The following is a 13,246-nucleotide window of genomic DNA, read 5'->3' as shown; positions in this document are numbered from 1 at the left end:
AAGATGGCGATAACAATACTGGCTGATAGTGCTTGTGACTTGTCAAAGAATTATTATAACGAAAACAACATTGAAATGATACCATTAACTGTTCATCTAGACAACGAAGAGTATGAAGATGGCCTTACCATCAATCCAGAAACGGTTTATGAAGCGATGCGAAATGGCAAATCACCAAAAACATCACAAGCTTCTGCACAAGATTTTAAAAAAATATTTACAAAACATGCTGAAGAGAATAAAACGTTAGTTTATATTGCGTTTTCCTCAGAACTTTCAGGAACATATCAAGCTGCCAAAATGATGGAACTAGAAGTTAAAGAGACCTATCCAGATGCGGATATCTATGTAATCGATTCAAAATGTGCATCAATCGGTCATGGATTAGTGGTCCTAGAGGCTGCAAAGTTAGCTAACAACGATGCTTCTGTAAATGAGATCATTGAAAAAGCTAATCATCATGCCAAGCATATGGAACACATATTTACCGTTGACGATTTGGAATACTTACACCGCGGTGGCCGTGTAAGTAAAACCGCAGCATTTGTTGGAGGTTTATTAAAAATAAAGCCACTTCTTCATGTTGAAGATGGAAAACTTATACCTTTAGAAAAAATTCGCGGCTCGAAAAAAGTTCTTCAACGCATGATTGACGTAATGGAATCCCGCGGTCAAGATTTTGAAAATCAAACAATTGGAATTAGCCACGGTGATGATCTTTCTCGTGCTGAACAATTATCAGAGATGATACAAGAAAAATTTAACGTAACAAAAGAAAATATTGTAATTGAAATGGTAGGATCTGCAATTGGTTCTCATTCAGGTCCAGGTACACTGGCATTATTTTTCTTAAATACAAAAAATAAATAGAAATCATTCTTACGAGGAATTATCCCCTTTTATATAGACAATTAAACGTTCTATTACTATAGGGGGTTTATTTTTACCATTTAAACTTGTTCTATATTGAATTTAATAAATGATTTATGTGTATGAATGCCTAAGCCTAATCATATAGTGTAACAATAAGTTATCAATGGAGGTTAAATCATGCTTAATAAATTATTAGATACTTTCGAAACAGAACATAAATATGCACCACTCACGTTAGATCATTTATTGGATTTTTATCAAAAGAAATACATTCAAGGTAAAATTGATATTAGACGTTACTATGAAATATATCAGTGCTTACATCAACAAGGTGCTGTATCATCTCACGAATATCTATATTCATAAAATTTTACTTCGTTGCAGTAGAGGGATTACTGTCCGTTACATGAAAGATAAAAACAATCCAGCTATTTTAAGAAGAACATAATCAAGAAGATGAAAACACCTCTTAAGTCGGTTATTTAACGACTTTTAAGAGGTGTTTTTTATAAAAGAAAGAAATTTATTTGGATTGATTCTATAAAAATAGGGTAAAAGTATAATAAGTTTATATTAAGGAGGCAGTTCATATGAAAATGGAGAAAAAGAATGGGAAGATTACTCCCCCTGCACAATCTCAAAGTAAGCAGCCTGGTGTAGAGTCGAAGATGACTCCAACGCCTCAATTCATTCACGAATCTTATGAAGGTAGTAATAAGTTAAAAGGAAAAGTAGCTGTTATCACCGGCGGAGATAGTGGCATAGGTAAATCTGTTAGCGTCCATTTCGCAAAAGAAGGTGCAGATGTTGCGATTATATACTTGGATGAACATGAAGATGCAGAGGAAACAAAACGATTAGTTGAACAAGAAGGTCGTAAATGCTTACTTATCAATGGTGATATTGGTAATCAATCATTTTGCGAAGCAGCTGCCACGGAAGTGTTAGATAACTTTGGAAAAATAGATATTCTTGTTAATAACGCAGCTGAGCAGCATCCTCAACAAACATTATTGGATATTTCCAGTGAACAGTTAGAAAAAACATTTCAAACCAATGTCTTCAGTATGTTTTATCTGACGAAAGCAATTCTACCTAATTTAAAAAAAGGTAGTGCCATTATTAATACAACTTCAGTAACAGCCTATGAAGGTAACCCTGTACTTATCGATTATTCATCAACCAAAGGTGCTATTGTGTCCTTTACTCGTGCATTATCAAATGAACTTGCAGAAAAAGGCATAAGAGTCAACGCAGTTGCTCCTGGCCCAATTTGGACACCGCTTATCCCTGCTTCCTTTAATAAACAGCAAGTTGATGAATTTGGCGGCAATACACCAATGAAACGCCCTGGACAACCTAGTGAATTAGGGCCTGCATATGTGTATCTTGCTAGTGAAGACGCTAGCTATATGTCCGGACAAACCCTTCATATAAATGGCGGTAAAGTTGTAAATGGCTAGTTCAATTCAGGGGTTGAGACATAATGAAAGTACGGAAAGGAAGAAAGATATTTTACACGTTCATATGTCCTTTTAATCTTTCTGTCTCAACCTTCTCTTCTCTTCTCTATTTATTACGTTCTCTTTTTCTTTGTTTTAATGTTAAATAAATTACTCCAGCAATAAATGCCAAAATAACAATAACAATAAATCCAATAAACCACCAGTTAAGCCCTTCATCATCTTCTACTTCATAAACTTCTACAGATTCACGTGGTATTCCGATTCGATGATTTCCTTCCTGATTTTCACGGACCAAATTATCTTGCAAGTAACCACGTAATTGTTTATCTCCATCAATATCAGTTACGTCTACATAAGCAGACTCACTTCCATTATTAATGGCAACATACATCGTTTGGTCTTGATAACTTCTTTTAAACACTACCATTGAATCAACTGCATCGACTAATTCAATATCACCTTGACGTAGTGCAGGAAATTCATTCCGTAAAGAAGCTATTCTAGTATGAAACTCTTTCAATTCCGGATCGCCACTATTAAACGGTACAAGTCGCTGAGACTCCTCTTCATCTCCCCCATACATTGGCAACTCGGTACCTTGAACAATTTGTGGTGTACCTGGTGTTGTATACATATATGTCAACGCCAACGTCCATGCTGTAAGTGAATTTCGTTGATTTTTTGAATATGCATTTGTAAAACGTTCTTCTGTAAAACCATCGATTGTAATTAACGGAGAATCTGTCTCTAAATTCTCCCATTGATTGTATACCTCAGAAACTGGATTATCCACATTAGAGAATACTTGTTTTAAACTTTCATGTAGCATAGGGTTAGCTACAATATCCAAAGATGTTTCTTCTAATTCTTGTATGTTAGCAGCTTCTGAATCTAAAATATCCCCTATTAAATAAAAGTCTTCATCTTTTTCTTTTATATGTTGTGTATATTCTTGTAGAAAATCAATCGGTGCTTGGTCCACAGCATGTAATGTGAATCCATCTATATCCGTCTCTTCCATCCAGTAATCTGCGACACCTATCATAGTCTCCGCAACTTCAGGTTGGTTTAAATTCCACTGAATTGCATTATTAGACCAAGTGGCAGCTGTGTATGATGGTTCACCCCACCATTTAGCTTTACTACTGTCTTCTGTCACTTCATGTGATTCTGCAGCATAATTGATTACCATGTCCATAACTACTTTCATATCACGATGATGTGCTTCTTCAATCAATTGATTAAGATCTTCCATTGTTCCTAATTGCTCGTCTATTTCAAAATAATCAACGATCCAATAACCGTGATAACCATTTTGTTGATTATTCATTAAGGGCGATAATGAAATTGTAGTAATCCCCGTTTCTTTTAGTCGATCTAGTTGATCGATTATACCTTGAATATCTCCGCCGTGATATGCATTCGGGTCATCTACGTCAATTTCTATCGTTTCCTCAGGATTTCCGTTATTAAAACGATCAACTAAAATATCATAAATAACTTCATTATGTATACTGTTTGGTTCTTCTGCGTTTACATTGGTTACAGGCAATAAGACAAAAATCACTGTAACCAATATAAGCAATTTATTTTCTTTTAGCATGATGTATAGCCCCCATCTGTAAATAATCCCATTGACTCCCCTTCTATTATTCCTTAATAAAAAAAATAGTCAACTACACGTTGACATTTGTTGAAAAGACTTCAAATTTTTTCTATAAGGAACAATTTCATAATTAAGATATTAGATATAAAATCCAAAAGTTGTGCTGTTTGATTTCCATTGCAGCCGGATGCTTTTAGCAGGCACGGCTTCAACTACAATCAAAATCAAGTTTTTCTATAATCCGAACATTAAGATTTAATTTTCCCACTAATTATTCGTTTTTTAATAAAACTTAGCAATTATGAGATTGACTTATACAAAAAACCAACGGTTACTTCTCCGTTGGTTTTTTATGAATATTATTCTAAATTAAATAAATAGAAAGCCCATTGGTAAGCGGAAGAAACCTAATACAATTACTAGAACTAATGCTATCCAAAATTGCACCCACTTCGCTGTAGTTGGTTTTCCTTTTGCTTTTCCAGTAAGAATCATTTCCATCATCGCTACTATCCATAATCCGGCCAGTGCTTTAACAATAACTTCACCAAGGATAGGCATACCAAAAGGACCTTGAATGTAATCCCATGTTAATATTCCACCTGTTATAATGATGAGAATAAACATAAGTCGTAAAATCATATGAATAATTTTTGCTGGTTTTTGGTTTCCCTTTTTGTACATAACAAGTGCAATAATAAACAAAATTAGCCCTAATGCCCATGATGTAATATGCATATGTGTCATAAAAACTTCCTCCTTTTAATAATCGAACCTATTTGTTCTAAGGGTATCATACCATTTATGGAAAAATAATACATGGAACAACCCTTCTTTTCAATAAATCGTCAAGTTTCTCGTCGGAATGGTTGTCTTTTTCCATAAGTAAGTGTACGCCATAACCATTCAAAAGGCCCAAAACGGAAGTTTTTCATCCACCACATACTACCTATCATCTGTAAAATAAATATAACTAATACAAGAATCAATTGTATCAGAGGATCTACTTTGCCGTATAAACCAAACCCAACACCATAAAAGAGCCAAAAACTTATAATAGACTGACATAAGTAATTGGTCATTGCCATTTTCCCTACTGCTTGTAACGGAACCATTAACTGGCGAAACCATCCTTGCTTCCATAACAGCGTAATACTGGTTACATAAAATATTGCAGAAGCAGCGCCACCAATATTGTCTTGTACATATGAAAACCAAGAAGGATTACCAAATAGGTATGGACCTAACTTTAATATAATAAAACCGATGAAAGAACTAATCCAAATCATTGTTAATTTTTGTTGATATTTCTCTGGTTGATGGAACCATTTTTTTCGAGCAGCATACATACCGATAAGAAACATCGGAAGTATGACACCTGCTAAGAAAAGAATATTTATCCCACCATTTGATAATTGCCAATCATGTAGATTTTGTTCCCAAATTCGAGAAAATGAGGCACTAGAATAGTTGTTAATAGCTTGTATAATAAATCCCTGATTTGGTGTATCTAAATAATCTCTAACCTGATACATCAATAGCGTGAATAACCCAACAAATACTCCCAATAGACTAATGATATTCACCTTTATGGTTCGGTCTTTTACATTAAAGTAGATTAACAATAAAAACCCAACCACACCATAAGTAAATAAAATATCCCCGTGCCATATTCCTATTGCATGAATTAGACCTATGATTGTTAAGAAAGCTAATCGTCGAATAAAAAACCGATTAACGGAAATTCCTTTTTCTACTAGCCGATCTTTTTGAAGCTGTATACCAAAACCAAAAAGAATTGAAAATAACGTATAAAAACTCGCTTGGAAAAACACGTCAATGATAAATAAAATCAACGTATCCATTTTTGAGGTCCAAACCTCTGTATCTCCACCATATAAGAAATATGGGGCAGAGAAGGCACCAATATTAACAATAAAGATGCCAAATATAGCAAAACCTCGTGCTGCATCAATCCAATTTAAACGTTGACTATCTTTAATTGGATAAGTAGACATGGCGCTCCTCCTATCAATCTCTGTACGGTACTTCTATCAATAACTGTTGTGAAAAGAAGTAAAGGTAAGTTTGCTCTACAGGCTGTTTCCAAATTTGCTCAATCGCTTGTCGATATAACGTCATTTGTGTTTGATAACGATGTGTTAATTCCTGTACTTTCTGAGGAGTAGGATTATCTTCAATAAAGTCCGTTTTGTAGTCTAAGATAATCCAGCCTGTATCTGTTGGAAGTAAACAATCGATTACTCCCTGTATAAGTACTTTTTCATTCGATTGATCTTTCCAGTTAGCATAGACTTCATTTGCTGGAAGCATGATACTAAATGGAACTTCCCTATGCATATCATTTCCATCCATAATCTTTGACGCAATTTCTGTGTGATAGAAACGCTCAATTGCTCGAATATTAACACTATCCGCTTCCATTCGAGTTAGCTTTTCCTCTTGCACCATTTTCTCTATGTTTTCTTCTATCTCCATTTCTGACAATACTTGTGTCATTGGTAAATGTTGCATAACTGTATGCAATGCTGTACCTTTTTCAGCTGGAGATAGTTTCATTTTCTTTTGTAAGAAATTAGGTCTTTTTCCGATTGGCCCTTGCGATGGAGGTAAAATTTGTTGATCACTATAGTCATCCTTTACCTCTTGTTGCCTTTTTAATTCAGTCACTGATTGTTTCGCACGAAATACTGTTGCTTGTTTATAAGCATATTCATATGACAAACGACCTTCTACATCGTCCTTTAAATTTTCTTGTTCCGTATCTAAACTTTCCCAATTAAATACTTTTTCTTTCAAATTGTCCTCGTCATCCACAGAAGACTCTTTCATGTCAATATAATCTAATGCATGATTTGTTGTAATTTGCCAATCCGATGGATCCTGATTAATTGATTCCAATACTTGATTTCCTATATTTTCAGTCCGAAGTTTTTCAGATCCAACATGCCTTAATAATGCAGGTCCTACCCAGTCAAGATACGTTTTCGATTCCATACGAAAATATGCTGGTAACACCCAACTTGGATGATCAGCAATCCTTTGCCATTTTTCAAGTTTTTTGTCTAGAGAAGGAACCGTTCCTACCATCAATAGTTTTTCTTTTGCACGTGTTAATGCAACATATAATACACGTATTTCTTCAGATAACAAATCACGAAATTTAGCTTGTCTAACGGCATGATAATACAAGGTAGGATATTGAATTCGTTTAACAGGATCAATGTATTTACTGGCAAATCCTAAATCTTTATGAAGAAGATATTTCTCTGACAAATCCCGTTGATTAAATTCCTTATTCATTCCTCCGAGAATAACTATTGGAAATTCCAATCCTTTACTTTTATGAATGGTCATAATCCGTACAACATCTTCCTGCTCACTTAAGGCACGAGCAGCTCCTAAGTCCTTCCCTCTTTCTTCCATTCGTTCTATGAACCGTAAAAAGCGATATAAACCACGGAAAGATGTTGCTTCGTAACCTCGAGCTCGATCATATAAAGCTCGTAAGTTGGCTTGGCGTTGTTTTCCACCCGGAATAGCACCAACAAAATCATAATAACCGGTCTTCCGGTAAATATCCCAAATTAATTCTGATAATGAACCTTGTCGGGCAGACTGACGAAAATCGTTTAACATTTCCATAAAACGAGTTAATGACTTCACAGTGTCATTATTCTCTTCTTCATTTTGCATATAGCGTTGAACAGCTTCATAAAAACTTGCTTTTCGATCTGCTAGCCGAATGGAAGCAAGTTGATCTTCTTCTAGCCCAATAATTGGTGAACGAAGTATAGAAGCTAATGGAATATCTTGTCTTGGGTTATCTATAACTTTTAGAAAACTTAACATTACTTTGATTTCAATCGCTTCAAAGTAACCCGTGGATATATCTGCATATGTTGGTATTCCCTGCTGTTGCAACTCATCAACAATTGTTGATGCCCATGTCATGGATCGCATTAATATAACGATATCCTTATATTGTAAATCCCTTTGTTTCCCTGTTGCTTTATCTACTACTTGCATTGGCGATTCATCTTCAGATGTACCTATCCAATTTTTAATCTGTTTTGCATAAGCACGGGCTTCAATTTGAGCTTTCTCTAAATCTTCTACCGCCTCTTCATTGTTGGATTGTTCCATCTCTTCACTATTGCTATCAATAAGTAGTAGTTCAGGTTTTGCTTCTAATGGATAGTCGTCATACATTTTATTTCCGTATATAAGTTCAGCTGCATCATCATAGCTAATTTCTCCAAGATCTTCATCAAATAATTGACGAAAGATATAATTAGCACCTAAGAGTACATTTTCTCTACTACGAAAATTTCTCGCTAAATCTATTCGAATCGATGGATCATCCGATTTAGAAAAACGTTTGTACTTATCTATAAATAATGATGGTTCTGCATGACGGAAACGATAGATGCTTTGTTTCACATCGCCAACCATAAACATATTCCCTTTATCCTGACGATCACTAATTAATTGTAGTATTGTTTCTTGTACCATATTTGTATCTTGATATTCATCAACAAGTATTTCTGTGAATTGCATCTGTAACTGCATCGCAACAGTTGAAGGAATCACTTTGGCCTCGGTTGATGATTCATCGATTAATATTTGTAAACAATAATGTTCTAAATCTGAAAAATCAACAACTGCTTTTTCTTTCTTGACTTTTGCAAAGGAATCCTGAAAATGTTTTACTAATTCGACAAGATGCTTAATCACCGGTGCAAGCTCTCTCATATCATTTACATGTGCATCTAAATTTCTAGCAAACCATACTTCTTGCATTTTTTGGAATCGCTTCTTATAACTATCACGTAATTTTTTTACTTTTGTTTTCTTCTCTTCATCACAGTCTATTTTTTTCCCGGACAATTTACCGAATTTTACTTGTAACATAGATTGTTGAAGATACTTCCAGGATTCAATATTTTTCAATGCATCTTGGATGATAGCCTTCTCCTCTTCAATTGTTTTAGCATAATGATAAGGTCCATCTGCTTCTTGGGTTATGGAATAAGCGATATCAATTTCTTGACTAACGGCATCCAATTGTCGTGACACTTCTTCTCTTAATACATTCATCCATGGTAACTCTTCATCTTTCCATTCTTCTGGTATATTATAAGTTTGTACAAGCCTATCTAACCATTGGTTTGGCCATGGACTTTGCATTGCAAATGTATGCAAACTTCGAATTAATTCTTCCATCTCTAGATCAGAACGATCACTAGTAAATCGATTGACAACCTCAAAGAAACCGTCTTGATTTGGATTAGAATCTCCATACCACCCCTCTAATAAATCATCGAGCACTTCTTGTTTCAATAAATCCATTTCCATATCATCTGCAATTCTAAATGAAGGGTCAATATCAAGTATATATGCATTCTTCTTTACAATATCCAGACAGAAAGAATGAAGCGTCGAAATAGATGCTCGTTGCAGTAAAGACAACTGCTTTTTCAAGTGAATAGAGCTTGGGTTTGCAGCCAAGGCTTGTTCTAAAGCTGCTCCAACTCGGTTTCTCATTTCTTGAGCTGCAGCGTTGGTAAAGGTAACTACTAATAATGAATCGATATTTGTAGGATTATGCTCTGCTAACAATTTTTGTATAATTCGTTCTACCAATACAGCTGTCTTACCAGATCCAGCTGCAGCAGCAACTAGTATATCCGAACCACTTGTATATATTGCTTCTTCTTGTTCTTTAGTCCAATTAACCATTATTTTCACCCTCTCTCTCAAACAATTGCAGTAAATCATTCTCTTTTATATCCGCAAACTTACGATAATCATTTTCTTCTAATACTGGATCAAATTGGCACACAGAATGAAATGGACAATAGGTGCATGCCTTCTGTTGCTTATGTTGATAAGGATTTACATCAACATAACCATTGGTTAAATCGATTCCAGCCGATTTCAACAACTGATGAATGTGTTTTTGCAATGTCTCAAAAGTGGATTGATCTGCAATCTTAGAGTAACTATAGAATCCTCCATTTTTCTTTAATGCTGCCGGGATAATTTGACTGGAACCTGTTTCTAACGATGAATCCATCATCTTCACTATCTCTTCATTGGATAAAAGTAAGCCTTGCATTTTATATTGTTTAAATAATTCTTCTTCAATATCAGCTTCTGTCATACTACCTTTAGCAGAGATCATTGGATTGTGAACATGGAAATATAATACTCCAGCTGGGTCTGCCTGTTGGCCTAACCATTTCTCCGAATGAGTTAATACAACATCTAAGTAAGCGAGCATTTGTAATGCAATACCGTAGTATACTTCCGTTAAGTCCAATCCTTTAGAGCTTGATTTATAATCAATAATCCGTAAATATAAATTGTTTTCGAGTTCGGCTTTGTCTACCCGATCAATTCTCCCTCGTAATACAAGTTCATAACCATTCTCTAATTGCATAGATAGTGAAGGAATTTGATTATTGCCATCACCAAATCCTAATTCCAATCCAACTGGAGAAAAATGGCTTAATCTTGCTTGCTCACCTAATACAAATGCTGCTCGAGCAATGACTTCTTCTAGTTTCTTCTGAATATACGCATAGCGATTGGAACTATGCAATATTTGATGTTGGAGCACAGGAGATAACTCAGTTACAGCACGGTTTGCATATTTAGACGATTGACTTTTTGTCAATGTAGCAAAATCATTTCCCTCAGCATGAATCCATTCTGTTATTTTCTTAAGTGCCTCATGAAACAGTTGTCCAATATCTGGAGCATCTAATTTGTACGTCCTTCTCTCCTCTAAATTCAAGCTATATTTAGCAAAATGTTGATAAGAGCATCTGTAATATGTTTCTATTCTACTTACACTCGCTTGAATACGCTTCGGATATAGTTGTTCAACTGTATCTCGTTGTAGTGATTCAGGTTTATTTTCATAGTAGAGTCCTTGTAATACTCGATGTGTTGTTCCACCTTTTGGATGATGTTCTACATACCATTGATATACTTCCCACCAAATTGGATCAATCGGATATCCTTTTCGAAACTTCGCTAACTGTGCGGTTAATGCTGACCTTGATTTCAACTCAGTGGATACAAACCTTCTTGTATTCGATTCATCTTCTGGATCCTGTAATAATATATGATTTTTGGTTGCAGGGAATAGCTCTTCTATTCGATGAATCAATTGAGAAGGCATTTTTGCTTTCCCTTCTTCATCACTTAGTAAATAACTAATTTTCAGTCTGTCTTTCGCAACAGTAAAAGCTAAGTACATATAAAACCAATCATCTAATAATTGGCGTTCACTTGTATCAGCTAACTTCAATCCATTTTGTTCAAGTAATAAACGCTCTGCTTCATCAATCATTCCATCAGATGTTGGTTTCATTGGCCAAACACCCTCATTTACTCCTAATAGAAAAGCACAACGAATATTACTCATTCGGGATCGATCGATTGTCCCTACAATAATATGATCCATACTCGGGGGTACGTGGGAAAATTGCAGCGTTTCAATACCTGCATCCAAAGCAACTTGGAAAACAGATAAGTCCATCTTCTCTTCACCTGCAATTTCTACCATTTCATCTAATAGTTGAATAACAGCGTCCCATACTTGTTCTTGTTCCCTACCTTTTTCAGGTAACCCTTGATCATCATAATAATTTCTGGTTACTTCTAGTTGATCAGGAATTTTCAGTTCTTCTAACCACTGATACACGGCTATACAAAGATCTTTAACAGTGGTTGCTGCCCTTAATTGTTCATCAACTGTTGCAATAGCAGATATAACTTGATCTCGATATCGATTCATACTTTCTTGTAATTCTCTTTCTCTATCTGTCTGAGCAGAACTATCAAATCCTCGAAAACGCTGGTATTTCCATATTTTTTCACCAATCCACTGATGTCTAGATCGAATCCCAAACTCAATAACATAATTCTCTAATTGATCGATACTGTCCATAGTTAGAGGAAATTCTTCATCTGTAGCTGGTATAAGTCCTGTTTTTAAAACCCGAAAAATGGCATCATTTCTCCAATTTCCTTGTACAACCTCTAATATGGAACGAATTAATTCGATTAATGGATGATGAAGCATTGGACGTTTCTCGTCAATAAATACAGGAAGTTCATAATCATTGAAAATAGTTTCAATTAAATTATGATAAACTTCTGGTTGTCGTATTAACAATGCAATGTCTCTATAGCGGTATCCTTTATCTCTAATTAATTCCAGTACTTGCTGGGCTACCCCTTCTACTTCTGCGCGTGGATGGACAGCTTCAAATATTTCAATCGGGACTTCGCCTTCATACGCTGGTGCTGGTCTAGAATCAAAATATTTTTCCATATGAGCAAAGTAAGGTCGATTTTGAAAATTCCCTTTCAAAGAATCTAATATGATCGGATCTTCTACCGGAATCCCTGTATCCCATGCTAATTGTTTCAATACATGATACGTTTGGCTTGGTTGGTAAAATAAATCTAGCTCAGTTGTATCCTCTTTCTCCCGATCATCTAATGTTAAAGCAACTGTGATAGAATTGCTCGTTTTCATTAACTCTGTAAGTACTGATTGTTCCTGAGGTGTGAAACTATGAAAACCATCTATGTAAATATCCGCATTATTTAATATAGAAGATTGTTTAATTTGTTGAATTAACAACTGTAGTTGATCTTCACTATCTACATATGTGCCCTGTAAGGAATATATAAACGTTTCATAAATATAAATTAAATCACTAAGTTTACGCGTGAGACCCTGCTCAGATGGTGACTGATGCACAAACTGTGTGAAATGAGATTGTTGCATCCGTAGATCATCTGGTGTTATTTCATAGCGTTTTAATTCAGTTAACATCGTCTCTAGTTGACCAAGAAATCCCTGTTTTTTTAGAGCTTTTTGAAAAGCATTCCAGTCCCCTTGCTTCTCTTCAATAATCTTCCTTAGCATCATTTGAATACCCACGGAGCTTATAAACTGTTTTGTACCTCCGCCGGTTTCCTGTAATACTCTCCAGGCTAAGCGTGAAAAACTAACAACTTGTGCTCGAATACTACCGTTTGTTTCAGAATCACTAAATAGAGCAACTTCTTGTTGAAATGTCATTTGATCTGGAACAATGTAAAATATAGAAGGTCCTATGGGTTTGGTAGAAATTTTTTGTTTTATTTCCTTTAAAATTACCTCACTTTTATTTGTCCCAGAACGTCCTAGTATGAACCGCATTCCCATATATTAACCCTCCTAAATTTCCATAACTAAAATAGAGCTCCTATC

At 35.1% G+C, this 13,246-nt stretch carries 8 protein-coding genes; 3 read left to right on the top strand and 5 right to left on the bottom strand.

The genetic code is table 11. The features are described 5' to 3' along the window. Positions 1-3: 3 nt before the first annotated feature. The 3 genes from AQ616_RS11385 to AQ616_RS11375 all read left to right on the top strand — a co-directional run bounded on the left by AQ616_RS11385 (position 4) and on the right by AQ616_RS11375 (position 2,336). Positions 4-870: a DegV family protein gene (locus AQ616_RS11385; protein WP_069685825.1), complete on the top strand. Its 867-nt coding sequence runs from the start codon at positions 4-6 to the stop codon at positions 868-870. A gap of 180 nt (positions 871-1,050) precedes the next feature. Continuing rightward, positions 1,051-1,239, top strand: a complete 189-nt coding sequence (locus AQ616_RS11380) for a YppF family protein (RefSeq protein ID WP_017796319.1) — start codon at positions 1,051-1,053, stop codon at positions 1,237-1,239. Between the two features lie 224 nt (positions 1,240-1,463). Continuing rightward, entirely contained in the window at positions 1,464-2,336 is an 873-nt protein-coding gene (locus AQ616_RS11375) for an SDR family oxidoreductase (RefSeq protein ID WP_017796318.1), read from the top strand. A 106-nt stretch (positions 2,337-2,442) separates the two neighbouring features. On the opposite strand, the gene AQ616_RS11370 is transcribed toward AQ616_RS11375, so the two are convergent. The 5 genes from AQ616_RS11370 to addB form a co-directional block, all read right to left on the bottom strand. Then, positions 2,443-3,942 (bottom strand): alpha-amylase family glycosyl hydrolase, encoded by a 1,500-nt coding sequence (locus AQ616_RS11370; protein ID WP_069685824.1) that lies wholly within the window; start codon positions 3,940-3,942, stop codon positions 2,443-2,445. A gap of 372 nt (positions 3,943-4,314) precedes the next feature. Beyond that, entirely contained in the window at positions 4,315-4,692 is a 378-nt protein-coding gene (locus AQ616_RS11365) for a YisL family protein (protein WP_017796316.1), read from the bottom strand. Between the two features lie 101 nt (positions 4,693-4,793). Next, on the bottom strand, positions 4,794-5,963 hold the full coding sequence (locus AQ616_RS11360; RefSeq protein ID WP_069685823.1) for a DUF418 domain-containing protein: 1,170 nt from the start codon (positions 5,961-5,963) through the stop codon (positions 4,794-4,796). Positions 5,964-5,976: 13 nt separating this feature from the next. Beyond that, positions 5,977-9,708, bottom strand: coding sequence for a helicase-exonuclease AddAB subunit AddA (addA, locus tag AQ616_RS11355; protein ID WP_069685822.1), 3,732 nt, complete (start codon positions 9,706-9,708; stop codon positions 5,977-5,979). Further along, on the bottom strand, positions 9,701-13,201 hold the full coding sequence (addB, locus tag AQ616_RS11350) for a helicase-exonuclease AddAB subunit AddB (RefSeq protein WP_069685821.1): 3,501 nt from the start codon (positions 13,199-13,201) through the stop codon (positions 9,701-9,703). The genes addA and addB overlap by 8 nt, the downstream gene beginning before the upstream one ends. Positions 13,202-13,246 lie beyond the last annotated feature (45 nt).

Source organism: Oceanobacillus sp. E9 (genome assembly GCF_001741975.1).
GTDB lineage: Bacteria > Bacillota > Bacilli > Bacillales > Amphibacillaceae > Oceanobacillus > Oceanobacillus kimchii.
Note: the sequence above shows the minus strand (reverse complement) of the source record. Positions and strands in the feature narration are given on the sequence as shown.

Excerpts from the sequence above, each read along its gene's own strand:
- AQ616_RS11365 (WP_017796316.1), bottom strand. The coding sequence starts at position 4,692 with ATGACACATATGCATATTACATCATGGGCATTAGGGCTAATTTTGTTT.
- addB (WP_069685821.1), bottom strand. The coding sequence starts at position 13,201 with ATGGGAATGCGGTTCATACTAGGACGTTCTGGGACAAATAAAAGTGAG.
- AQ616_RS11385 (WP_069685825.1), top strand. The coding sequence starts at position 4 with ATGGCGATAACAATACTGGCTGATAGTGCTTGTGACTTGTCAAAGAAT.
- AQ616_RS11380 (WP_017796319.1), top strand. The coding sequence starts at position 1,051 with ATGCTTAATAAATTATTAGATACTTTCGAAACAGAACATAAATATGCA.
- AQ616_RS11375 (WP_017796318.1), top strand. The coding sequence starts at position 1,464 with ATGAAAATGGAGAAAAAGAATGGGAAGATTACTCCCCCTGCACAATCT.
- addA (WP_069685822.1), bottom strand. The coding sequence starts at position 9,708 with ATGGTTAATTGGACTAAAGAACAAGAAGAAGCAATATATACAAGTGGT.
- AQ616_RS11370 (WP_069685824.1), bottom strand. The coding sequence starts at position 3,942 with ATGCTAAAAGAAAATAAATTGCTTATATTGGTTACAGTGATTTTTGTC.
- AQ616_RS11360 (WP_069685823.1), bottom strand. The coding sequence starts at position 5,963 with ATGTCTACTTATCCAATTAAAGATAGTCAACGTTTAAATTGGATTGAT.